The sequence below is a fragment of the Mycobacterium sp. genome, assembly GCF_965229265.1.
Taxonomy (GTDB): Bacteria; Actinomycetota; Actinomycetes; order Mycobacteriales; family Mycobacteriaceae; genus Mycobacterium.
This window is the reverse complement of record NZ_CBDDIY010000010.1, coordinates 271,026-293,720: the sequence shown is the minus strand read 5'-3', so window position 1 is coordinate 293,720 and position 22,695 is coordinate 271,026. Positions and strand designations below refer to the sequence as shown.

Genomic DNA, 22,695 nt, shown 5'->3' with positions numbered 1-22,695 from the left:
CCTAGTCGAGGTCGAGGGCCGAGGTGTCGACGCGGGAAGCGACGTCGGCCATCCACGAGCGCCGGCCCTCTGGTGGCCCGCCAAATAGGGTGTGGTGCAGCTTTGGGTCGCCGTCATCGAGGTGTACTCGAATCACGGTGCGCCGCTGCGGATCCAGAACGGTATTCCAGAAATCGTCGGCGTCCATCTCACCGAGACCCTTGTTTCGCTGCAGCTCCACCTTGCGGTTTGAGGTGGCCTTCATCTGGGCCACGGCAGCATCGCGTTCGGACTCGTCTTGGCAGTAGATCCGCTGCTGACCGTCCTTGACCACGAACAGCGGCGGCAACGTCACGTACACCATGCCGGCCTTGACGAGCGGCCGGTAGAAGTCCAGGAACATCGAGATGAGGCTCGAGTTGATGTTGCCGCCGTCCGGGTCAGCGTCGGAGGCGAACAGAATCCGGTCGTACCGACACGACTCCGGATCGCAGTTGTCGCGCACTCCGCAACCCAGGATGCGTTCGATCGAATCGAACTCGTCCTTGATCCGGGCTTTGCTCACGGTGAAGCCATAGACGTTGGGCGGCTTGCCTTTGAGCGGGAAGGCTGCCTGGAAGGTGGCGTCGCGGGCGGCCTTGATGGTGCCCAACGCCGAGTCGCCCTCGCACAGGAACAGCTCCGCTCCCGACCCGCGGCCACTTTCCCGGCTGGGTAGCAGCTTGGGCGGCAGGGACAGGTTTGTGCCCAACCCCTTCGCTTTTGAGGCCGCGCGGGAGCGGGCTTTTGCGCCCTCGGCGCTGCGCCGTGCCCGCGCCGATTCCAAGGCCAATTTCGTCCAGTGCAGTACCGCGTCGCCATTGCCGGGGTTGGCGGCCCAGATAGTGACGCTGCGCGCCACGTCGGGGGCCATCGCCACGTTCAGTGAGCGCGAGGACACGGCGGTCTTGGCTTGGGAGTCCCATGCCACATCGGGTGCGCGGGTGTCCACGGCTAGTGAAGTGACTGCGGCGAAATCTTGTGCCTCCGGGCCATCCTCGCCTTTGGCCAGGCCCAGATCCCGGATGCGGGACGCTCTGTCGGCCAGCGCTTCGGACAGCCCCTTCACCGCGGCTGTCAGATGCGACCCGCCACCGGGGGTACGCACGGTGTTGCAGAACGCGGCGACCGTAGGCGGTTCGGCGGGCCCTGCCGTCAAGGACCACCGGAAGGGGGTGGGGCCACGGCCGGTGGTGTATTCCCCGCGGCCCTCCACCACGGCGCGTACGCCTGGCACAGGCGTTCCGGCGGCGGCGCACATGAGGTCAAGGAGGGTATCGGTGCCCCACGGGCCGCCGAACGGCTCGCGCAACTCGGGCCGGATCTCGTCGCCGGGCCAGCCTTCGTCGACGACGACCAGGTGCACCCCCGGGGACATCCGCGCAGCGGCGTGCGCCCGCAGCAGAACCTCGTTGATGTCCACGCTGGAGTCCGGTACCACGATCGGGTCGAACAAGATGCGCACTTCTGTGCCGTGTGCATCCGGTCTCCGGTTGCTCACGCCGCGTAGCTTCTGCGTATCAGAGCGGGTGAAGGTGGCGGTCGGGTCGAAGTCCTTGCCGTCGAACACTCCCGGGTAGCCACCGCCGAAACTCTGCAGGTACGTTCGTCCGGCCCGGTATACGGTCACGTCAGTGCGCGCGGAGATGAAAACCGCCGCGGCCGCGCCGATTCCGTTCAGTCCAGCACCCGTGCTGGCTGCGTCGGTGTGTGCAGAGAACTTGCCGCCCGCCCGCGCGGTACCCAGTGTCTTGACGATGCCGTTCTTCCCGGTCACCGGATCGGAGTCGACCGGCAAGCCGCGGCCGTCGTCGGCGACGCTGACCGATCCGTCGGCATGCAAGGTGATCGTCACACACGACCCGCCGTGGCTGGGATCAGCGACCTCTTCGATCGCGTTGTCGACCAACTCACGCAGCGCGGTGTTGAGCACGTCCAGTCCGAGGTTGACCGCCGGGCGCAGGCGCGTGTGCTGGACATCGTCGAGTTCGGTGATGTCAGCCGCGGTGTAACTCACTGCTCGTCCTTTTGCGTCAAGGCCGGGGGACGGGCGGGCTCACATGCGGGCCCCACCGGCTCCCCACTCGGCATGCACGGGTGTGCCGCCGAAATAGTAGTCGGCAGGCATGACATCTTCGCGGAGCCGCGTCGGGGCACCAACAGATTCTGCGGAACGTCATCCTGTGAGAGGAACTCGACCAGGCGGAGCCTTTACAGACACCTGTTGCGAATGATACCGACGAGGGCTGACAGTAACGATAGAAGAGCGTTACCGCCGGACAGGACGGACACGACCTGATCAGGAGCCTGGCCGCAGTGCGCCCCACCCCGGCGCAAGTTCGATCGCCATCATCCTCGTCCAGACGACCCGCGCGGTCATACTCCACCCGATGGCTCCAGGGCACGTCCGAACCCGTCGAGGGCGAGCGCGGCGCCACCATGAGCAAACTCATCGCCCGCGCCGTCGCCCGTGGAGAGATCCCAACGGCCGAGTTGCGCAGCTACCTACCGACCTGCTTGGCCACGATTGTTGGTCACGTCGGCACCCCTGACTGACGAAGCCATTGAGGAGATTGCGGACACGGTGTTCTGGGTGAGGTTGGGCAGTTACGGGACAAGTCGACGACTGCGGGCTATGGGGACCCTGCCAGTACCCGTACTGCGGGGATCTCCTTGGCGCCCCGAATACCCCCTAAGGTTCCGTGCTGGCGGCTCCTGAAAAAAGGACCGAACGGGATAGACGCGTCGTCGACGTGGGCACTACATGAAGAGGTAGCGCCCCACCACGGCGCCGACCCCCGCAAACAGGTTGTACTTCTGTCCTGCCTGACCAGTAAGGAAGGCGACACATGGCGAACATCCAATTCGCAACACATGCAGAACGTTTCGATCTGAGCGGTAAGCGCGGCCTCGTCACGGGGGGCACCAGGGGCATCGGGATGATGATCGCGCGCGGGCTTCTGCAGGCGGGTGCCCGCGTGGTCATCAGTTCACGCGACGCCGAAGCGTGCGCTCAGGCGCAGCAACAGCTGTCCGAATTCGGCGACGTCTGCGCGGTCCCCGCCGACCTGTCCCGGCATGAGGAGTGTGACCGCCTCGCTGATCTCGTCACAGCCGAGTCTGGGAGTCTCGACATCCTCGTCAACAATGCAGGTGCAATGTGGGACGAGCCGTTGGCGACGTTCCCGGATGCGGCCTGGGACACAGTCATCGACCTCAACCTCAAGTCGCCGTTTTGGCTTGTGCAGGCGCTGCTCCCGGCGCTTCGCAGCGCTGGGACCGCCGACGATCCCGCCCGGATCATCAACGTTGGCAGCATCGCCGCCATACACATTCCTGCGCGGCCCAACTACTCGTACTCCAGCAGCAAGGCTGCGCTGCATCAACTCACCAGAGTGCTCGCCAAGGAACTGGGCCCGCAGCACATCACAGTGAATGCGGTGGCGCCGGGACCGTTCCCGTCGACAATGATGGCTGCAACTCTGGACGAGCTCGGCGAGGCGATCGCAGCGTCGGCGCCGCTGCGCCGGATCGGCCGCGACGACGACATGGCGGGGGTGGCCGTATTCCTCGCCAGCCGGGCGGGCGCTTACCTGACGGGCGCCGTCATCCCCGTCGATGGCGGGATCGCCACGACCGCGTGAGCCCGCCCTTCGTTTGCGACGCGGCCTACGGTAGGGGGATGGATGCCACGCTTGATCTGCGCACCGAAATACGAGAATTTCTAAGGTCGCGTCGCGCCCGCATCGCGCCGGAGATGACGGGCCTGCCCGCCTACGGCGGTAGGCGTCGGGTCAAGGGTCTCCGTCGAGAAGAGGTAGCGCTGCTCGCTGGGGTATCGGTTGAGTATTACGTGCGCATCGAGCGCGGCAGCCTGTCGGGCACGTCAGAGGGTGTGCTCGAGGCGCTGGCCACGGCCCTACAGCTCAACGAAGCCGAGCGTGATCACCTGTTCCATCTCGCACGCCAGTCCGCACCCGGCGGTCGACAGCGCCGCAAGCCTCCCGCGACGGTGCGTCCTGAACTGCAGGAGGTGCTCGACGCCATTACCGCCGCGCCGGCGTTGATCCGCAATAGTCGCTTCGACGTGCTCGCGATGAATCACCTTGGTCGCGCACTCTATTCGCCGATGCTGACCGACCCGCGACGACCCGCCAACGCAGCGCGGTTCGTGTTCTTGAACCCCGGCGAGGCCGAGAAGTTCTTTGTCGACTATGACCAGGTGGTGCGGAATGCGGCTGCGATATTGCGTATGGAAGCCGGCCGTAATCCCCACGACGGGGAGCTCATCGCTTTAGCGCGCGAATTATTAACGTGCAGTGAGCTATTCCGCCAGCACTGGCAATCCCAGGACGTGCGGCTGCACGGAAACGGGAGCAAGCGGGTAAACCATCCGGTGGTGGGCCTGCTCGACTTGAACTTCGAGTCCATGGATCTGCCCACCGACCCTGGCCTGCAGTTGAATATCTACACCGCGCCCGCGGGAGGGACAACCGCCGACAACCTAGCCGAGTTGGCCTCGTGGGCCAGTCAAGAACCGTTGACCTCCGAGGTTCATGCACACAGCCGATAGTCCGGGATGAGGCACCGAAAGCTAGCCACTTGACCAATTGTCCGCTAGCAGACAGTATTGTCTGGTGCCTGACAATCTAACTTCGGCTCACGAGGACACGATCGGTGCGTGGACGAAACGGTGCTACCTTGCCGCACGAGCCGCCATGGAGAACGCCCTCAGGCCCCATGGTCTCGGAGCAACCCAGTGGTACGTGCTGTACCAACTCGTCAGCGCGGGTCCGACCAGACAGCGTGAGTTGCAGCGCATCCTTCAGGTCGAACGCGCGACGCTCAGTGCTGTCGTTGGCACATTGGTGCGCAAAAAGCTCATCGAGCAGGTACCCGACACCGTCGATCAGCGACAGAAGCTCCTGCGCATCACTCCTGCGGGAGAAACGCTGTGGCATGACCTGCCCGACTTGGCCCAGATCCATTCGGTGGCATTCGCCGGAATCGACGACGCACTCATCGAAGTCGCCGTGCGGGTGTTACGGACTGCCACTGAGCGACTCGAATCCCTTTCGCGAGAGGCGAAGTGACCCATGAAGATTCTTGTGACCGGTGCGACCGGACTGGTCGGCGCTCGACTGTTACCACGCCTGGTGGCCGACGGCCTGGACTGCCATGCCCTGGTACGCCGGCCAGGATCGGCGCCCGCCGGGGTCACAGAGGTGATCGGAGACCTCTTCACCATCGGGTCACTGACGGCGGCGTTGGAGAATGTATCGGCGGTCATCCATCTCGCGGCAGCGTTCCGTACGCCGGACACCGGGCTGATCTGGAAGACGAACGTCGAAGGGACCCGCAACCTGATCTCGTCGGTTCAGCAGTACGCATCCAAAGCCCGTTTCATCATGGCGAGCACCGCACACGTCTACGGCCCCGCAGGCACGCGACCGGGGCGCGAAGACGACGTGGTCGATCCAGTGCAGGCCTACCCGGCAAGCAAACTCGTAGCTGAAAACGATGTGCGCAGAAGCGGATTGACATGGTCGATCCAGCGGTACGGATTCGTCTACGGAGATCGCGACGGCCACCTGGACTCGCTACCCGACCTCGCTCCGCGAGCCGGGTTGCACCCGGCCTCGCGGATGAGCTTGATCCATCATCGCGATATCGCCACCGCGACGCGCCTCGCCCTGACCGGCGAACTGGACGGGCACGTCGTCAACATCACCGATGAGGCGCCGACATCACTGTACGAACTCGTCGAGCTGGCAGGGGGAGTCATGGAGCCGTCGTCGGACGCACTGGTCAACCCGTGGAATCTGCAGATGGACGGCGCACTGGCGCGCCGGCTGGGCTTCCGACCCACCGTTCGCACCATCCATCATGCTGTCGAGCAGGGTGCGCTCTAGATTCCCCGAGCTGCCTTATCCCTACGGCTCAGAATGGGCCGCCAACTTGGATACCCTGATTGACCTCGTCGATCGCCTGCTGGGTGAGGCTCAGCGCCGCAACGCGATGGCCGCCTTTGTCCGCGGTGGCTGCCTCCAGCTCGTTGACTGCAGCCTGCAGATACCCGTTACCGGAGACCATCGCAGGTCCGAACTGCGGCGGCGGAGGCGGGAATTCGCCATCGGAAGGTCCGCCGGCGAATTGGATGCCCAGGTTGACCTGCTCGATGGCCTGTTGGGCCAAGCCGATGGCCGCCACACGGTGCCCACCCTTGTCATCCTGGGCGGCTTGCAGCGAACCTATTGCCTGCTGCAGGTCGTTTCGAGCGGCGTACATGTCAGGTTGGTCGGCGTGAGCGGTACCCACTCCGATGGTGGCCAGGGCTATCGCCGTCACGAATGTGGCAGTGGTCAACCGGGACTTCACGCTGTGCATCTCGGGGATGTCCTTCCATCGGGTTTGCTCGGCCACGATGATGGCACCCGTGGCTGTGAGGCTCCTTTGCATAACCTTCGAAAATGCTAAGCCGAGGATACAGTGACCCACCATGTTCGATCCCGCCGCATTCCGCCCGACATGCAGCAGCGAATCCGATGCGATGAGGCAGGGGAGGGCTGCGGCCTGCTGGCCAGATCGTCACCACGCCTGGGCCGGATCTGGTATTAGCGCTGCGGCATAGATGTTTGCTGACTGCCCGATGGGTCTGCGACACACCGACGGATGAATCATGCTTCGAGGAAAGGCGATGGTCCGGCACCCGCTCGCAGGTTCGGCGCGCGGTGGGGAAGGGTCGTCGCGGGACTACTGAGGGGTTCCGGGCGCCGCCAACCACCCGGTGCTCATGCCCACGGCGTTGTGACGGTTCATGCGACGCTGCTGAAGATGGCGATAACCAATCCGGCCAGGGTCAGCACCCCAACCAGCACCGCGGCGGCGATCGCCCGGCTCCTTCGGTGCCGTCGTACGTCGTAGATCGCCATCGCGATGGCGGCGAAGATCAACCCGGCATAGGCTGCCAGCCCCACTGTTAACCCCGCCGTTGACGCGGCGCTGGCCAGGGTCGCGTTGTGCACGCCGTGAGCCTACGGCCCGGGCAGAAGCATCGCGCACAGGCAACCCGCCCTCTGTGATTCCGTGTCCGCTCGTGCTGCCGGCTCGCGGCGCGTTCTATGGGTAGTTTTGGCGGTGTCGCGGCCCCAGCGTCGATGCCGCCTTCGGCGAAGCGCAGCAGTGCCTGATGGCGCTTGTCGATGTCGTGGGTGCGCAGGCGGCCGTCGGTGAGGCTGTCCAGGCGCAGATTGTTGGAGTACGTATGCAGGGTGGCGGCTACCAGGTGCAGGTAGGCGTCGAAGATGGCCTCTTCGCGGGCCGCAGGGAGCAGGGCCAGCTCCCAGTTCTCGTCGAGGACCCGTCCCCCCAGCGGGGTGAAGTCGTCGCACGCCGGCCAGGAACCGGGGAGTTCGCGAAACCCGGCGCGTCCTACGAAATACTCCGGCAGGAGGTCTCGGGCGACATCGCTTGCATAGTGTGGACGGCCGAAACGGCGGACAACCGATTCGAGGTCGCCAGCGACACTTTCGTCGTTCAGAACGGAAAGATCGCGGCGCAGACTTTTACGGGCAAGATCTCGCCGAAACGCTGACCTGGCGCGATCGGACGCCACAAACTGGGCCGAGTCCGCCAGCGCGAATGTCCGTAATCCCTTGTGGCCGCGGTCAGGCCAGCGGCTTGAATGCCTCGGCCAACGCCCGGTAGGCGTCGAGTCGCTCCGGACCGCGCGGCATTCCGAAGTCGGGGACGATCACCTCGTCGACGCCCTCGTCGCGCCAGGTTGCCGCGGCCTCGGCGACTCGCGCCGCCGGCCCATAGACCACCGGTTGCGGCGACGATTCGGCGATCGCCTTCGCCTTCGCCTCCGCTTCAGGTGAATCGGTGACTATCACCAGGGCCTGCGTGGAGCGCCACACCGTGGCCGGATCGCGGCCTTCCTTTTCACATGCCGCATCCAGCGCCGCCGATCGTTCGCCGAACCCACCCGGTGCCGACCACTGATTCCACTGCTGGGCGTGCCGCGCGATCAGCCGCAACATCCGTCCACCCGTCCCGCCGACCAGCAACGGTAGCGGTGACTGCACCGGCTTCGGCTCACACAGCGCGTCGGCCAGTTGGTAATACTGCCCTTCGAATGTCGTCGTCTCGTTCGCCAGTAGCCCAGTGATGACGGCCAGCCCTTCAGCGAAGCGGTCTACCCGCTCCTTGGGCTCACCTAGCTCCAAGCCGTACTGCTCGTGTTCGGTGTCTTGCCAGCCGGCGCCGAGCCCGAGCGTGAAGCGTCCCTTGCTGATCCGGTCGACCGTCACCGCGAGGTTCGCGAGCACTGCCGGGTGCCGGAACGTCATCGACAGCACCAGGTTGGCCAGCCGGATGTTCGACGTGCCGGTGGCCAGTGCGGCCATGACGGCGGTGGCCTCCAGCCAGTCGCTCGTCCGGCCAGGCTTATCGCCCGGGGACATGAAGTGATCGGCAACATAGAGCGCATGCCAGAACCCGTCGTCGGCGAACTGTGCCAGTTCGAGCACTTCGTCCCACGGTTGAGTCGTCGACGGCCACACGGAGAATCGCACTCCGTCAGTCTAGGGAGCAACTGCAGAGCGCGGCCATGTTGGCAGCATTCGGTAGGTTACTGGTAATCCGCCATATTCGGTTCCGGCGTATTCCTGCAGTCCGCCGGCCGGATTGTCATGCTCCAGTAGGCGCACCGATGGCACCATCGCTATCGAGTAGGGTCCCGGACTCAGACGTTCACTTCAATGGCTCGGGGGTGAAGGTGACGTCGACTCCACCGACGGTCATCGTCACCTGACCTTCGATCACCATCACCTGCGCCGAGACTCGTCGGTCGACGGTGTGGGCCAGTTGCTGTACCGGTGGGTGCGGTATCTGCACCACCGTCAGGTTCGGCAGTCCCGCCACTTTGGGACCGACGGTGCGCCACCAGGTGGCCACGCCGGCGGCGAACGGAAACAGCACCACCTCGTCGGCCTGTCCGGCTGCCTTGTTCAGGGCTCGTTCATCAGGCTGGCCGACGTTGATCCACTCGAGGCTCCGGCCCGTGTAGTCGGCGATCCGCAGGTCCGGCACGCCTGTGGTGGACAGCCCCGGCCCGAACGTCAACTCGCCGTCGATGTCAGCGAGTCGGTGAGCGCGCAGCCCAAAAGCCAATAACCGCACCACCATCCGCTCATCGGTCTCACTGGGATGGCGGGCTACGGTGAGCGAGTGATCGGCGTAGTAACCGTGGTCGACATCGGACACACCAAGTTCGACTTTGAATACGGTTGCAGAAAGGGCCACGTCATAGTGTCTACCCTGGTGGCGTTCCCCGAACAAGCAGGTCACCTCGGGTTGCCGGGCGTCGCGCAAGCTGCGGGAGCAGGCACCGCTGTCTTCGGGCTCGACCACCGACGGCGGCAGATGAAGAAAATGGCGACATTTACTGGTAATCCTGCATATTCGATTGCTGCATATTCTCCGTTCACAGCTGGTGTAGCCGACTGAGACCGCGCACGTATAGGCGAGATGACCAAGCGTTTGATTGACCTCGATGACGACCTGTTGGCCGCCGCGCAAAAGGAACTTAGGACGTCCGGCGTATCAGATACCGTCCGCATCGCGTTGCAGCAGGCCGCAGCGGCGTCTGCACGCGGTCGCCAGATCGCATGGTTGAAGTCTGGCGGTATGGGGGAGATGACTGACCCTGGCAAACGAGGTGATGTGTGGCGGTAGTAGCGCGGTATCGCATCGACACCAGTGCCGCGGCACTGATGACAAACCCTGAGGTCGCTCAGCTTGACGCCGAGGCGCTCTACAGCGCCCGGACCGCCGCGGACTACGCGCAGATATGGTCAGATCGCCGCCTCGCATACGAATACCTGCCGACCAACAACGAACACTGGCAGGCGGCGTTGGACGCGCAGCGATCGCTGGCCGGCACTCGTCGTCATCGTGCCGTCGGCATGGCCGACCTACTGATCGCCACCCTTGCCAACGCCCATGATGTGACACTGCTGCACTACGACGCTGATTTCGAGATCGCTGCCGAGGTATTGCCCTTCCAGCATCGGTGGGCGTTGGAACGGGGCACTGTCAGTTAGGTCAGGGCAGGGTGTGACGGAGTTGAAACCCGTTGGTGTGCAGTGCAATATGCAGTAGTCGACTTGACATAATGTGGCTTATCGGCAAAAACTCTACCTGGGCAGACGCTGCGAGGCGCCAGCCGTCTGATCCGAAACTAGTTGACAGCAATCCGGGAAAACCTCAGAGCTGTCCGACTTCTTGCCCACTGCGCTCCGGAACCATCCGACAGCCGCCCGCCAGGTCTTCCCATGCGTATGCGCCTATTCGGCCGGCGAACCCGCGGCGCTGAGCTGAATCCGCGGCTACCGCGCCCCAGAAACAAAACCCCGCCGCGGTCAATTCGTCACTGTGACGATATCGCCCCGGCGCGGCTCCCGGTACGTGCCCGGCCCGGGGCCGTCGGAGGACCACTGTCGTCGTCGACGCCATTTCCGACGAAATCCGTTTCAGTGCAAGCGGTTTAACCTTTTTTACCCACCACTGCCCGATGTTTCGTGCTGGCTCAATTCGTCACTGTGACGTTACTTCACCGCTCCCGCCCAATTTTTGCCGTACCGGGATGGCGCGCCAGGTCGCGCCTGCTCTGTATTGTGTACTTGTAATGAATATACATTAATTGCGCTACGGCGAGTCGAGGGGTTGGAAATGGGCACAGGCAAGGTGACAGCGCGTCCAGAGGCGCCCAATGTGGTCATGATCGTGTTGGACGACCTCGGCTATGCCCAGCTCGGCTGCTACGGATCGAACATCCGAACCCCGGCCATTGATCGTCTGGCCCGTAACGGACTCAGGTACAACCGATTTCATGTCACCGGGCTGTGTTCGCCGTCGCGAGCCGCGTTGCTCACCGGCCGAAACCATCACTCGGTGGGGATGGGCTTCCTTGCCGACATCCCGACTGTCCATCCCGGCTACACCGGTAAGATTCCGGCCTCCGCGCCGACGTTGCCGCGTGTACTGCGGGATTCCGGTTGGAGCACCATGGCTGTCGGGAAATGGCATCTGGCACCGCGCGGCGAACGGACGAGTGCCGGTCCGTTCACCCGCTGGCCGTTGGGGCTCGGGTTCGAGCGCTACTACGGCTTTCTGCTCGGCGACGCCAATCACTGGGACCCGCAACTGGTACGCGACAACACCTACCTCGATGGTCCTGATGTTCGCCCGGCGGATTACCACTTGACCGAGGACCTCACCGATGAGGCGATCAAGATGGTCGTCAGCCAGCAGCAGTCGGCACCTGGCAAGCCGTTCTTCCTCTACTTCGCCACGGGAGCCATGCACTCCCCGCATCATGTCCACAAGGAATGGGCCGACGCCTACGCGGGGCAGTTCGATATCGGATGGGACGCGTGGCGAGATGAGGTGTTCGCGCGGCAACTCGCCGAGGGTGTAGTACCTGCAGGCACCACGCTCACCGAGCGGCCCGAATGGGTCCCGGCCTGGGCTCGCCTCACCGCGGCTGAACGCGCCGTGTACGCACGGATGCACGAGGTGTACGCGGGCTTTCTCAGTCATACCGACAGCCAGATCGATCGGTTGATCCGCACCCTCGAAGGACTCGATGTCCTGGACAACACGCTCCTTCTCATCATGTCCGACAACGGGGCTAGCGCCGAAGGAGGTGTGGCGGGCACCAGCAACGAACACCGTTTTACCCACCGGGTACCGGAGTCGCCGGCCGACAACCTCGATCGCCTACCGGACTGGGGCGGCAAGGCGGGTTATCCGCACTATGCCTGGGGCTGGGCCTGGGCCGGCAATACCCCCTTCCGGCTGTGGAAGCGGTATGCCTGGCTAGGCGGTACGCGCGTCCCGCTGATCGTGCACTGGCCGCGCGGTATCGGTGACGGCGGCGCCGTGCGCCCGCAATTTGCCCACGCTATCGACGTCATGCCAACGGTTCTGCAGGCCTGCGGAATTGAGCTGCAATCGGCCCCTTCCAAAACCTCGGACAGCGCCGTGCACGGGGCGAGTCTGTTGCCCACTTTCCACGACGCGGCGGCCCCCGCCCCCCGGTCCACCCAATACTTCGAAGTCGTGGGATCCCGGTCGATCATCGACGATGGATGGAAGGCCACAACCGATCACGTGAGCCAAGGCGTGATGGACGAGGAGGCACTGCTGGACGGTAGCCGGGACTTCGCCGTTGATCGGTGGTCGTTGTTCCGGGCCGACGATTTCGCCGAAGCACACGACGTGTCCGCGGAGCACCCGGACGTGGTGTCGCGGTTGACCGACCTGTGGAACGCCGAGGCCGCTCGCTATGACGTGCTGCCACTGACCGATTCGCTGGTGGCACGAGCCGCGGAGATGGTGTGGCCAGAGTTCCCGCCCGGTCAGCGCGTGGTGTTGCGGCCTTCGGGCGGACCGGTAGTCGATGAGGCGCTGCCCCTGCTGTACAGCCGACTGTCCGCTGACGTCGATGTCCCCGCCGAAAGCGCCAACGGTGTGTTGTTCGCTATCGGCAACTGGACCGGGGGGCTGGCGGCGTTCGTGATCGAATACAGACTCCACATTGAAATCGCCGCCCCGGGTGGCAATATCCGCGTGCGAGCCGATCGGCTACTCACCCACGGACGCCACAGCGCCGGTTGTCGGTTGCATCGCCTCGACGGCGAAACCCGAGTGGAAGCGGTGATCGACGACACCGTCGTCGGCTCTGCGGTGGCCCCGGTGACGCTGCCCCACGTCTGGCAGCATGGCGGGACATCGTTGCTGCTGGGGCGAGATCAGGGGCTTCCGGTATGTGATGGCTATCAACCACCGTTTGCCTGGAACGGTCAACTGCACTCGGTGACAGTCGAATCCGATCTGGACTCGCTGCCAGGTCGGGATCTGCTCAGGGCGGCGCTCAAATCCGACTGAAGGCGCTCCCTCAGGGCTGTATCGCTTCCAGGGTGCCCACCGACGCCGGCGCGCAGATGACCGCGCTCAGCGAATCGATGAGGTCGGATACGAAGACCCTGGTGGGCAGGGTGGCGGCTTCAGCTTTCAGTTGGCGTTGGCGGTCTGCCAGGGTATTGAGGCAGCTTGTGTAGACAAAACGAAGACGCGCCGTGGCGACGGCGTCGGGGAGATGCGAAAGCTGTTGCCAGATTAGCTGATTGAGGCGCTGGCCGTTCCCGGTCAACAAGGGGTCGGCCAGAATCCACGCATGCCCGCCTATTTCGCCGTAGCCGTGGAACAGTAGCTGAGCCACCAGCTCGACATGTCGCTCCCCGCGCTCGATGCTGCTCACCTGAGGGACAACCAAGGCCTCGAGGAGGCCCCTGAGTTCGACCGGTCGACCGTCCGCCAACACTTCGTCAAGAAGTCGTCCGCGTTCCTCCTCGATGCGTTCGAGGCGATCCTCGAGAATCGCCCTGATCAGGACCTCTTTGGACCCGAAGTGGTAGTTCACCACCGCGGCATTGCTTTGCCCGGCTGCGACTCTGATCTCGTTGAGGCTGACCGCAGCGATCCCCCGGTCGGCGAACATTGTCTCCGCGACGGTGATGAGCTTGATACGTGTCGCTTCGCCGCTGCTGTTGCGGCCACGCTTGCGCAACGGCTCCCGTGTGCGTTCCGACTCCGAGGGCATCGCCCGATAGTACGCATTCCCCGGTCCTCAATATATAATGATGTCTCATTACTTATTTGCTTCGCTACAGGAAAGTCAGGGTGCGCAATGCGGGCCGAGCTGGTCTCCCTGGCGCTGGTCATCGCCGTGTCGCCGGCCTCGGTGATTCCCGCGATCCTGATGCTGCACACGCCCCGTCCACTGGCGTCGGGATGGGCGTTCGCCGTGGGGTGGACATTCTCGCTGACGTTCGCCACCGGGCTGTTCGTTGGACTCTCCGAGAACCTGCCTGACCCCGGCGGTCCCCCACCGCAATGGATCCGACCCGCAACGCTGGCATTGGCAGTGCTCCTGGTCGTCGCCGGCCTTGTTACCTGGATGCGGCGGGGGCGGAGTGCACGTACGCCCGTATGGCTGCGGGCGCTGGACACTCTCAGCCCGCTACGGGCCGTGGCAGCAGCACCGGTTCTGGTTTCCCTGAATCCCAAAGTGTTCTCCGCCTGCGCCGCAGGCGGTTTCAGTATTGGCGCCACCACGCACGCTGGCCTGACCCGGTGGGCGGATGTGGGCCTTTTCGTCCTGCTGGCGAGCGTGACGGTGATACTGCCGGTGCTGAGCTATGCCATCTGGCGTGAGCGCATGGACCAACCCCTGCAACAGCTAAAAGTCGCCCTGGAGCGTCATAGTGCCGCGATCCTCGCGGTGATTCTCATTGCCGTGGGCCTGGTGTTGTTGCTGCAAGCAGCTTGATGACACTGCCCCTAACAGGGAGGAGAAAGCCTGTGCCTGAACCAAAGTTGCACCATCCGAGCCGACGGCTGGTGGCTTTCCAGAAGCTCATGCTGCTGGTTACATCCAAGTCAGGCGGCGCGCCCGCGGTAGACAGGACACGCAAGATCACCCAAACGACGGAGGCGCTCCAGCGACGGGTGCGCGGCGTCGAGGAGACCACCGCCACGGTGGCCGGCGTGCCCGTTCGATGGTTTCGCCCGGCCCGGGCGAACGCAGGGTTGATCTTCCACGTCCACGGCGGCGCATTCGTCGCCGGCAGTTCGCTCGCGGCCCGCGCCCACAGCGGGCTGGTCCGATCCCACGGTGCGGAACTGGTCAGTGTTGATTACCGACTTGCACCGGAGCATCCGTTTCCCGCGGCGCTGGACGATGTGTGGGCGGTCTACTCGGAGGCAGCGCGTGACCGGCCCACGGTCATTGTTGGAGAGTCCGCCGGCGGTGGACTGGCCATGTCACTGGTAAGGCGAGTGCTCGACCAAGGTGGTAACACGCCGAAAGCCCTGGTGGCCATGTTCCCCTGGGCAGACCTGACCAACAGTTCCGACAGCTTCGTGCGGAATGAACACCTGGATATGCTGTCCCGCAAAGGCCTTTCGCGCAGCGCCGTGGCCTATGCTGGTGACCAAGATTTGCGAGATCCGCTGGTGTCCCCGCTCTACGGCTCCTTTGTCGACTTTCCCCGCACCTTGATCGTCGTCGGCACCCACGACTGTTTGCTCGACGACTCCCGTTACGTCTCGACACGCATGCACGCCGCCGGGGTAGACGCCACACTCGTCGAGATAGCCGGCGGGTTCCACGGGTTCATCCTGATGCCTGCGCCTGAATCCCAGAAGGCTCGGCGCCAGATCTCATCCTTCGTCGGTGCGGCCCTGCATGATCGATGAAGGCTTACGAGTTACTCCCCCGGCGCTACTCGCCCGTCGCCCCCGTCTGATTCGTCACAGTGACGGATTGTGTTACAGGGCAACATCTCCAAACACTCGCCGCGGTGGACCGATCAGTTCGCGACGTTGAACGCCTTGATCACCTTGGTTGGCGTCACCCTGACGACGAGCTCACCGGGCACCGCGTTTCGGCGGCCGAACTCCTCAGCGCGCTCGGTGCCCATGTACCGGCCGCCGATCCGGGTTGCGGTGTCGAGCAGTTCATCGGCTTCCTCGCCGAGCTCAGCGATGCCTTGGACCTGAACGAACGAGAACGGCGGACTCTGATCATCGACGCACACCACCACCCGCGGATCGCGCTGTAGTGCGCGCCCTTTGGCGGTGTCCTTGCCGGTGTTGAAGACGAGCTGCTGTCCATCGACGATGAACCAGATCGGCGCCACCAAGGGTCGGCCGTCGGCGGCGACGTATCCCAATTTGCCTGTGCGGGTTCCTTCGGCCAGGAACGCGATCACGTCGTCAGAGAGTTGGACCATGACCACCAGCGTAGGACGGCCGCAGCGTGCGGGAGCGGCATCCAGTTCAAGCAGCCGGCCCTACCGCTTTTGCTTGCCCGCCGCCGACGACACGTTCAGCTGGACGGCCGCGTGGATGAGCGCGGTCAGCGCCTCCTCGTCGACAAAGTCACCTTCGTGAAAGTCGATGGCGCGGCGGGTGTTTCCGTCAAGACTGACATTGAACAGACCAGACGGATCGTCCAGTGACGCTCCCTTGGCGAAGGTCAACTTGACCACATTCTTGTATGTCTCACCGGTGCAGATAATGCCGGCGTGCGACCAGACCGGCACACCCCGCCACTTCCACTCTTCGACAACCTCGGCGTCTGCCCGCAGGATCATGTCTCTGATCCGGGCGAGCATCTCTCCCCGCCAATCGTCGAGCTCGTCAATTCTGGCATCGATCAACTCCGCGGCAGAGGCGCCATCGTTTCCCTCCATGCCACGGGATTACCACTCCGCGCGAGTCAGAAAACGGACATTGAGCCGAAAACAGGCGTCGGCCGACCACGATTTTGAATTCTGGCCTGCGGAGCGGTATCTTTTCCGGCGGCCCAGAATCGTTCCGGAAAGCAGAAGATGCGTACCCATTACAGAACCCGCGGCTTCGCTACCCGTCCGCAACGGGGTCTTCGTTCGCATCGTGTGCTGCGTCCCATGGCCGGCCAGTGCTTCGAGATCGACATCAACCTCGAGGGCAGCCGGTGGCTCATCCGGATTCCCGAGATCAATGATGCGACAGAGGCCAACAGCCGCGCCGAGGTCGAACTCGCCGCGCGTGAGTGCATCGCCGCCCGCACCGGTATTCCCCTGGGATACATCTCGGTGTGGGCCCGCGACTGAGTTCAAGCCCGACATACCGCAGCGCAACTCGCACAAGACCGGCGCCGCGACGCCGGTCGCGCCAGACCGCTACGCCGACTGACCTTTATTCGGGTCCCGAATCGGCTCGCGCGAGCGCACGGCCTGCTCGCTGATCCGCAACGCGACCAGCACGTCGACGGCGGTGATCACCAGTCCCGCGTAGTACATCCACTTCAAAGTCGGGTCGGGCTGCGCGGCGAAGTACACGATCAGGAAGATCGGCCCGACGATGCCGAAGACGAAGCACATCGCCTGAACGCGCAGGTACACCCAGAATGACTGCATCGTCACTGCGGGCCGCGAGCAACCGGCCGATTGTCCTCGGAACTCCACTGGGACCACGACCCGGGGAACAGCGCCGCGTCTCGACCCGACGCCGTCAGCGCCGCGACTGCCACCGCCGCGGTGATACCGGATCCGCAGTAGACCCCGACCGGGCCATCGGCCCCGACGCCACGGTCGGTCAAGAGCGCCTCTAACTCGCCGTCCGCCACGAAGGTCTCATCGCCGCCGAGCAGGGCGGTACTCGGCAGGTTCCGCGCCCCGGGAATGTGACCGGCCACTGGATCAACCGGCTCCACCTCACCGCGGAAACGTTCCGGCGCGCGGGCATCCAGCAGCGGTCCCGCGGCCACTTCATCGGCAGTTAGCGTCGGTAATGCACCGGCGTAGAGGTCCTCGTGAGTGACCGTCACGTCCCCAGGCTGCGGGTCAACCGGGCCGGTCTCGAGGCTGCCATCGACAGCCTTCCAGGCTGACAGACCGCCGTCGAGGATGCGGACGCCGGTCAAACCGGCGGCGGTCAGCACCCACCACGCCCGCGCGGAGCCGGCCCGATTCCAGTCGTCGTACACCACGACCGGGTGATCGCGGCGAACCCCCCAGCGCCGGGCCGCGGCCTCAACGGCCTGTCCCGACGGCAGTGGATGGCGCCCACGACCGGTAACAGCGTGGTCGGTCAGCTCGTCCTCCAGCGACACATACACCGCGCCGGGAAGGTGGCCCTGCAGGTAGGCGCTGTGGCCGTCAGGCTCAGACAGTTGCCAGCGCACGTCGAGGATCGTCGGCGGCTCGGCGGTCGCCATACTGGTGATCAGCTCCTCGGCGGTGATCAACACGTCAGCGCGCCGCGCCATCGGATCTCCTTCGTCTCGTTTGTCGCTTACCTGGACTTCACCGATTCTGCCCCCGGCATCGAGAGAGCAGAGAAACAGGTAGTCAACCTGAGAAAATGCTGGAATCGAGTAGTGCACTACGCGTGCGGCGCTTCACGCCAGCAGATTAACTTTGCAACTAGACGTCAAGTCGAATCACGGATCCCGGTCAGGGGGAACCCGGGATTGCCTGAGGGATCGCAGCACGACTGGGGGGTGTGATGCGGTCGGCAGGCAACGCTGGGGAAGGCGTGGAACCCCTTCCCCGGCGGCCGTGATCTTTCTTTTCTCAGATGCCGGCTCTCAAACGTCGACCGGAATCGGCGTCAGATTGTCGAGAAACCACTCGCGGGCCAGTGCCGCCACCTGCTCGAGCGCGCCCGGCTCTTCGAATACATGCGTGGCGCCGGCAACGACAGCGAGCTGACACTTCGCGGGGATTTGCGCAGCCGCCTGTCGATTGAGTTCCAGCACCATCTCGTCACGGCCCCCGACGATGAGCAGGGTCGGCGCGTTGACCCGGGTCAGTCGGCTTCCCGCCAAATCTGGCCGGCCGCCGCGGGAAACCACCGCAGCGATGTCGATCTGTGGATCAGCGGCCGCCCACAGCGCAGCGCCGCCACCGGTACTTGCGCCGAAGTAGCAGACCGGCAATCCGGCGGTGCCGTCTTGGCTTCGCAACCACACCGTCACACCGATCAGGCGCCTGGCCAGCAGTTCGATGTCGAACACGTTGGCCCGGTCGCGTTCCTCGGCCGGCGTGAGGAGGTCGAACAGCAGCGTCGCGAGTCCCGCCGACACCAGCACGTCGGCCACGAACCGGTTGCGCGGGCTATGTCTGCTGCTGCCGCTGCCGTGGGCGAATACCACGATGCCGCGCGGCTGTGGTGGAACCCTCAGATGGCCCGCCACCACGACGTCATCGACGGGAACAAGGACTTGGTCGTCACGCAAGAGCTGCTGTCCGGGCATGCCACCCCTTCCCTTCGGTCGAAGGCTACGTCGGGCCCACGGCACCGCTCTGGAGTCCATCGCCCGTGATGGGCAGGGCCTAACGGCCCTAGAACGGCGGGCCGCCACGGCCAACGACATCGGCGGATCCACCTCAGCCCGTGGTGACAGAAAGCCAAGGGCATCAAGGTATATCGATACGCCAGCTGCGACGAGGTGCTGAGCCTGGCCGGCGTCGGTAGGGTCAGCGAGGTGACCAACGCAGCGGCCTTTACCCAAGACGGGCGGCCGCGTGTCCGCGGCCTGGGCATCACCCTGCCCGGCGAAACCGGCCCGCTCAACGCGATCACCGACGTGCCCGGCGTCGAGGTCGGGGTGACCACCCTGGTGGCCGGGGACGGGCCGCTGGTGGTCGGCCACGGTCCGGTCCGCACCGGGGTCACCGCGATCCTGCCCCGAGGCCGCGCCGGAGTCGGGCAGCCGTGCGCGGCAGGCTGGTTCTCCCTCAACGGCAACGGCGAGATGACCGGGACAACCTGGATCGAGGAATCCGGCGCCTTCAATCTTCCTGTCCTGCTGTCGAACACCCACGCAGTCGGTGCCTGTCACACGGGGGCCATCTCCTGGGTGAACCGGGTAAACCCGGTTTTGGCGCGTCAGTGGCTCCTGCCGGTCTGCGCCGAGACATGGGACGGCTACCTCAACGACATCAACGGCGGCCATGTCCGCCCCGAACATGCCGAATCCGCGCTTGACAGTGCCGTCGGCGGGCCGGTGCCCGAAGGCTCGGTCGGCGGCGGAACGGGCATGAACTGCTATGAGTTCAAGGGCGGCAACGGGACTGCGTCGCGGGTGGTGTCCTACGGCCGGCACCGCTTCACCGTCGGGGCGTTCGTCCAAGCCAATTTCGGGGCCCGCCACGAACTCACCATCGCCGGACGGCATGTCGGCCCGCGGCTGGCCGCCGAGAATCAGCTGGCCGGCGACTGGTTCGAGCACGACCTCAACCGTCCACCGCCCGGCGCGGGTTCGGTGATCGCGATCATCGCCACCGACGCGCCACTGCTGCCCGGCCAGTGCAAGGCCCTCGCCCGGCGCGTCCCGCTGGGCCTGGCTCGCACCGGCACCACCGGCAGTCACTTTTCCGGCGACATCTTCCTGGCCTTCTCCACCGCCGAGGCACCCGACCTCGCCAGCCGATTCCCGATCGGCGAGGTGGCCGACGACGAGTTCGGGCGGTTGAGCTTCCTGCCCTGGGGGCGGATGGACGACTTCTACACTGCCGTGGTGCACAGCGTCGAGGAAGCCGTGCTCAACGCCCTGGTGGTCAACACCGACATGACCGGCCGCGACGGGCACCGCTCCCCCGCACTGCCGCACGACCAGGTGCGCGAGCTGCTCTGAGTCAGATGCTCAGCCTGGGAACCGCATCGGCGCCGCCGAAGTCGATCTGCGCCGCCGGATTGGCGATCGCGGTGACCAAACCGGTGCCGAACGGGCCGGCGTCGTCGAAAAGGGTACCGGCGCCAACCGAGATGCCATCGCAAACCCAGTGCGAATCAGCCTGCACACCAATGTATTCCGACTGCGGCAACCGCGACAGCGCGACGGTTAGATCACCGTTGATGTATCCGATGCCCTTGGTTCCGAGGTGGCTGACCAGACTGGTGGCCTCGGCGACGACGACCGTTCGCACAAACGGCGTGATGCCGTGTCCGGCCACCACGTCGATGGGGCTGTGGTAAACGCGCTTGCGCGACGTGTTCTGATGCACCGCCCCGTTCGGATTCCATCCTTCGGCATCGCTGCCGATGAAGAAGACGTGCGGTTGGACCGTTGGCGGAGCGTCGAACACGGCATCGACGACCCACTCCTGTCCCGGCGGCGGCGCCGACTGGCGGTACTGCACCAGCGTGGCGCGAGCGACGGTGACCTCGCCCTGGACAACGTCGCATTCGGCGTTGCGTACCCGGTGGCCGTCCCGGACGAGCCTCGAGCGGACCGTCGTCGGTAGTCGGCGTGCCGCTTTGAACAGGTCGACCGTGAGCCGTGCGGGCAGGAAGCCGTCCACACCGAACCGCTGCTCGAGGTGCCACGCGGCCAGACTGACCACCGCCGGGCCGTTGAGCATGTCGTCGCCCCAGCGGCTTCGGGCGTTCTCCGTCGGATGGAAGGCATCGTCAGAGTCGAGAATGAAATGCGCCGGTCGCATGGCCATCCGCGCATCCTCGCACAGGGCCAACCCGAGTCGGCAGCCGGATTCTTAGACGACATAATCATGCGGTCGGGTCGGGAATGACATCAGGAGGCCAGTTGTCGGATCGCGAGGCCACCGTCCCCCCGACGGGACCCGCCCCGGTGTACGGCCGGCCCGGGTTGCTCGTGGCGACGCTGAGCATCGTCGCGCTCACGGTCGCGGTCCTGCAGACCGGCGTCGTGCCGGTACTGGGCGTGATCGCCACGCAGCTGCACGCCTCCCCGCTCGACGTGAGCTGGGCGGTTACCGCCAATCTGCTCGCCGCGGCGGCCACCACGCCGCTGATCGGCCGGCTGGCCGACCTGTACAGCAAGAAGCGGGTCCTGCTGGTCGTATTGGCGGTCGTGCTCGCCGGCTCGCTGCTGGCGGCCCTGACCTCGTCGCTGCCCCTGCTCATCGGCGCGCGCGTACTGCAAGGAGCGTCGTTCGCGCTCTACCCGATCGGGGTGTCGATCCTGCGTGAGGAACTCTCGCCGGACCGGCTGATGCCCGCCATGGCCGTGCTGTCGGGCACTCTCGGCTTCGGCGGCGGAATGGGCCTGGTGGTGACCGGTCTGCTGATGCGCGGCGACGCCGGCTACCACCGGGTGTTCTGGTTGACCACGACGTTCTCTGTCCTGGTGCTGGTCATCGCGGCCCTCGTCATACCCGGTCGCCCACGCAGCTCGCACGGGTCCGTCGACTGGGCCGGCGCGGTAGGCCTGGCGATCGGCCTGTCCGCGGTTCTGCTGGCGATCACCCAGGGCAACAGCTGGGGCTGGGGGTCAGCCCGCACCGTGGGCTGCGGCGCCGCGGGTGCGGTGGTGCTCGGGTGCTGGTGGTGGTGGGAACGCCGCTGTGCGCAGCCCCTGGTGTCGACGGCGATGCTGTCCCGCCGCCCGATCCTGTTGACCAACATCGCCACCGTCCTGGTCGGGATGGGGCTGTATTTCGCGTTCCTCGGTCTGACCGACTTCGTTCAAGCGCCGGTCAGCACCGGCTACGGCTTCGGTGCGACGGTGTTGAGGGCCAGTGTGGTGTTCCTGCTGCCGGGCGCGATCGCCGGCTTTATGACGGCGGTGGCCAGTGGTCGCTACATCGACCGCTTCGGCGCCCGCACCGTCTTGGTGGTCGGTGCGGCCGCGGGGGTGACCGGATTCATCTTGCTGGCCGTTCTGCACGACGAGCCGTGGCAGGTGATCGCGGCAGGCGTCCTGGCCAACGCCTACATCAGCCTGGCGTACGGGGCCCTGCCCGCGCTCGTCGTGCGTGAGGTCGAGGCCGGCGAGACGGGTGTCGCCACGAGCATGAACGCAATCGCGCGAACGGTCGGCAGTGCGATGGCGGCGGCGATCGTCGGCGTGCTGCTGGGCCGTTCACAGCATGGCTACACCCCGGAGAGCAGCTTCACCATCATCTTCGCGCTCGGCGCGATCACCGCTGCCGGTGCGATGGTCCTCATCGCCGCCACCCGGGCGCGACTGCGGCCGATGGCATCACTTGACGACGTCGCCGAATCCCGCGCCATGAACCACGAGTGGGGCTGATCCGCTTTCAGCCCAGCTGCACCGGGTATGCCGCGGCGGTG

23 protein-coding genes and 1 pseudogene are annotated in these 22,695 nt (G+C 65.2%); 12 read left to right on the top strand and 12 right to left on the bottom strand.

The genetic code is table 11. The features are described 5' to 3' along the window. Position 1: 1 nt before the first annotated feature. Complete coding sequence (locus tag ADBZ9K_RS03590; RefSeq protein ID WP_526618550.1) at positions 2–2,035, bottom strand: toprim domain-containing protein; 2,034 nt, start codon at positions 2,033–2,035, stop codon at positions 2–4. Positions 2,036–2,867: 832 nt separating this feature from the next. Here ADBZ9K_RS03590 and ADBZ9K_RS03585 point away from each other — a divergent pair. From ADBZ9K_RS03585 to ADBZ9K_RS03570, 4 genes are all read left to right on the top strand, one after another. Beyond that, a complete protein-coding gene (locus ADBZ9K_RS03585; protein WP_526618549.1) occupies positions 2,868–3,662 on the top strand; it encodes an SDR family oxidoreductase in 795 nt (264 codons plus the stop codon). Between the two features lie 38 nt (positions 3,663–3,700). Continuing rightward, positions 3,701–4,591: a helix-turn-helix domain-containing protein gene (locus tag ADBZ9K_RS03580; RefSeq protein ID WP_526618548.1), complete on the top strand. Its 891-nt coding sequence runs from the start codon at positions 3,701–3,703 to the stop codon at positions 4,589–4,591. Positions 4,592–4,736: 145 nt separating this feature from the next. Then, positions 4,737–5,111, top strand: coding sequence for a MarR family winged helix-turn-helix transcriptional regulator (locus tag ADBZ9K_RS03575; protein ID WP_526618547.1), 375 nt, complete (start codon positions 4,737–4,739; stop codon positions 5,109–5,111). Between the two features lie 3 nt (positions 5,112–5,114). Next, positions 5,115–5,930, top strand: coding sequence for an NAD-dependent epimerase/dehydratase family protein (locus tag ADBZ9K_RS03570; protein WP_526618546.1), 816 nt, complete (start codon positions 5,115–5,117; stop codon positions 5,928–5,930). A 28-nt stretch (positions 5,931–5,958) separates the two neighbouring features. Here the strand turns inward: ADBZ9K_RS03570 and ADBZ9K_RS03565 are convergent, their stop codons facing one another. Together ADBZ9K_RS03565 and ADBZ9K_RS03560 are read right to left on the bottom strand one after the other, a co-directional pair. Beyond that, positions 5,959–6,441 carry a hypothetical protein gene (locus tag ADBZ9K_RS03565; protein WP_526618545.1) on the bottom strand — a complete coding sequence of 161 codons (483 nt, stop codon included), beginning with the start codon at positions 6,439–6,441 and terminating at the stop codon, positions 5,959–5,961. 392 nt (positions 6,442–6,833) lie between these two features. Beyond that, a complete protein-coding gene (locus ADBZ9K_RS03560) occupies positions 6,834–7,043 on the bottom strand; it encodes a hypothetical protein (protein ID WP_526618544.1) in 210 nt (69 codons plus the stop codon). Between the two features lie 164 nt (positions 7,044–7,207). Between ADBZ9K_RS03560 and ADBZ9K_RS03555 the strand changes: the two genes are divergently transcribed. Beyond that, the gene (locus tag ADBZ9K_RS03555; protein ID WP_526618543.1) at positions 7,208–7,612 is read left to right on the top strand and encodes a hypothetical protein; all 405 of its coding nucleotides are present in this window, start codon (positions 7,208–7,210) and stop codon (positions 7,610–7,612) included. 73 nt (positions 7,613–7,685) lie between these two features. Here the strand turns inward: ADBZ9K_RS03555 and ADBZ9K_RS03550 are convergent, their stop codons facing one another. Both ADBZ9K_RS03550 and ADBZ9K_RS03545 read right to left on the bottom strand, forming a co-directional pair. After that, positions 7,686–8,594 carry an LLM class flavin-dependent oxidoreductase gene (locus ADBZ9K_RS03550; RefSeq protein ID WP_526618542.1) on the bottom strand — a complete coding sequence of 303 codons (909 nt, stop codon included), beginning with the start codon at positions 8,592–8,594 and terminating at the stop codon, positions 7,686–7,688. Between the two features lie 178 nt (positions 8,595–8,772). Next, a complete protein-coding gene (locus ADBZ9K_RS03545; protein WP_526620697.1) occupies positions 8,773–9,324 on the bottom strand; it encodes a YaeQ family protein in 552 nt (183 codons plus the stop codon). A gap of 422 nt (positions 9,325–9,746) precedes the next feature. On the opposite strand from ADBZ9K_RS03545, the gene ADBZ9K_RS03540 reads away from it, so the two are divergent. Together ADBZ9K_RS03540 and ADBZ9K_RS03535 are read left to right on the top strand one after the other, a co-directional pair. Continuing rightward, positions 9,747–10,124 (top strand): PIN domain-containing protein, encoded by a 378-nt coding sequence (locus tag ADBZ9K_RS03540; RefSeq protein WP_526618541.1) that lies wholly within the window; start codon positions 9,747–9,749, stop codon positions 10,122–10,124. 628 nt (positions 10,125–10,752) lie between these two features. Then, the gene (locus ADBZ9K_RS03535) at positions 10,753–12,972 is read left to right on the top strand and encodes an arylsulfatase (protein ID WP_526618540.1); all 2,220 of its coding nucleotides are present in this window, start codon (positions 10,753–10,755) and stop codon (positions 12,970–12,972) included. Positions 12,973–12,982: 10 nt separating this feature from the next. On the opposite strand, the gene ADBZ9K_RS03530 is transcribed toward ADBZ9K_RS03535, so the two are convergent. Then, positions 12,983–13,687 carry a TetR/AcrR family transcriptional regulator gene (locus ADBZ9K_RS03530; RefSeq protein ID WP_526618539.1) on the bottom strand — a complete coding sequence of 235 codons (705 nt, stop codon included), beginning with the start codon at positions 13,685–13,687 and terminating at the stop codon, positions 12,983–12,985. Between the two features lie 87 nt (positions 13,688–13,774). Here ADBZ9K_RS03530 and ADBZ9K_RS03525 point away from each other — a divergent pair, with 87 nt between their 5' ends. Both ADBZ9K_RS03525 and ADBZ9K_RS03520 read left to right on the top strand, forming a co-directional pair. Continuing rightward, entirely contained in the window at positions 13,775–14,416 is a 642-nt protein-coding gene (locus ADBZ9K_RS03525; RefSeq protein ID WP_526618538.1) for a GAP family protein, read from the top strand. Between the two features lie 71 nt (positions 14,417–14,487). Then, on the top strand, positions 14,488–15,345 hold the full coding sequence (locus ADBZ9K_RS03520; RefSeq protein ID WP_526618536.1) for an alpha/beta hydrolase: 858 nt from the start codon (positions 14,488–14,490) through the stop codon (positions 15,343–15,345). Positions 15,346–15,458: 113 nt separating this feature from the next. On the opposite strand, the gene ADBZ9K_RS03515 is transcribed toward ADBZ9K_RS03520, so the two are convergent. Together ADBZ9K_RS03515 and ADBZ9K_RS03510 are read right to left on the bottom strand one after the other, a co-directional pair. Then, positions 15,459–15,881: a PPOX class F420-dependent oxidoreductase gene (locus tag ADBZ9K_RS03515; protein WP_526618535.1), complete on the bottom strand. Its 423-nt coding sequence runs from the start codon at positions 15,879–15,881 to the stop codon at positions 15,459–15,461. Positions 15,882–15,941: 60 nt separating this feature from the next. Beyond that, positions 15,942–16,343, bottom strand: coding sequence for a DUF1801 domain-containing protein (locus ADBZ9K_RS03510; protein ID WP_526618533.1), 402 nt, complete (start codon positions 16,341–16,343; stop codon positions 15,942–15,944). Between the two features lie 216 nt (positions 16,344–16,559). On the opposite strand from ADBZ9K_RS03510, the gene ADBZ9K_RS03505 reads away from it, so the two are divergent. Continuing rightward, positions 16,560–16,745, top strand: a complete 186-nt coding sequence (locus ADBZ9K_RS03505) for a long chain fatty acid-CoA synthetase Faa4p (protein WP_526618531.1) — start codon at positions 16,560–16,562, stop codon at positions 16,743–16,745. A gap of 69 nt (positions 16,746–16,814) precedes the next feature. Here the strand turns inward: ADBZ9K_RS03505 and ADBZ9K_RS03500 are convergent, their stop codons facing one another. From ADBZ9K_RS03500 to ADBZ9K_RS03490, 3 genes and pseudogenes are all read right to left on the bottom strand, one after another. Next, entirely contained in the window at positions 16,815–17,051 is a 237-nt protein-coding gene (locus tag ADBZ9K_RS03500) for a hypothetical protein (RefSeq protein ID WP_526618530.1), read from the bottom strand. A 2-nt stretch (positions 17,052–17,053) separates the two neighbouring features. Further along, on the bottom strand, positions 17,054–17,902 hold the full coding sequence (locus ADBZ9K_RS03495) for a sulfurtransferase (protein WP_526618529.1): 849 nt from the start codon (positions 17,900–17,902) through the stop codon (positions 17,054–17,056). A 321-nt stretch (positions 17,903–18,223) separates the two neighbouring features. Further along, a pseudogene (locus ADBZ9K_RS03490) lies at positions 18,224–18,874 on the bottom strand (dienelactone hydrolase family protein); the annotation flags it as partial. 249 nt (positions 18,875–19,123) lie between these two features. Between ADBZ9K_RS03490 and ADBZ9K_RS03485 the strand changes: the two are divergent. After that, on the top strand, positions 19,124–20,275 hold the full coding sequence (locus ADBZ9K_RS03485; RefSeq protein ID WP_526618528.1) for a DmpA family aminopeptidase: 1,152 nt from the start codon (positions 19,124–19,126) through the stop codon (positions 20,273–20,275). Between the two features lies 1 nt (position 20,276). Here the strand turns inward: ADBZ9K_RS03485 and ADBZ9K_RS03480 are convergent, their stop codons facing one another. Then, on the bottom strand, positions 20,277–21,089 hold the full coding sequence (locus ADBZ9K_RS03480; protein ID WP_526618527.1) for an acyl-CoA thioesterase domain-containing protein: 813 nt from the start codon (positions 21,087–21,089) through the stop codon (positions 20,277–20,279). 95 nt (positions 21,090–21,184) lie between these two features. Between ADBZ9K_RS03480 and ADBZ9K_RS03475 the strand changes: the two genes are divergently transcribed. Further along, complete coding sequence (locus tag ADBZ9K_RS03475) at positions 21,185–22,654, top strand: MFS transporter (protein ID WP_526618526.1); 1,470 nt, start codon at positions 21,185–21,187, stop codon at positions 22,652–22,654. Positions 22,655–22,695: the final 41 nt, after the last annotated feature.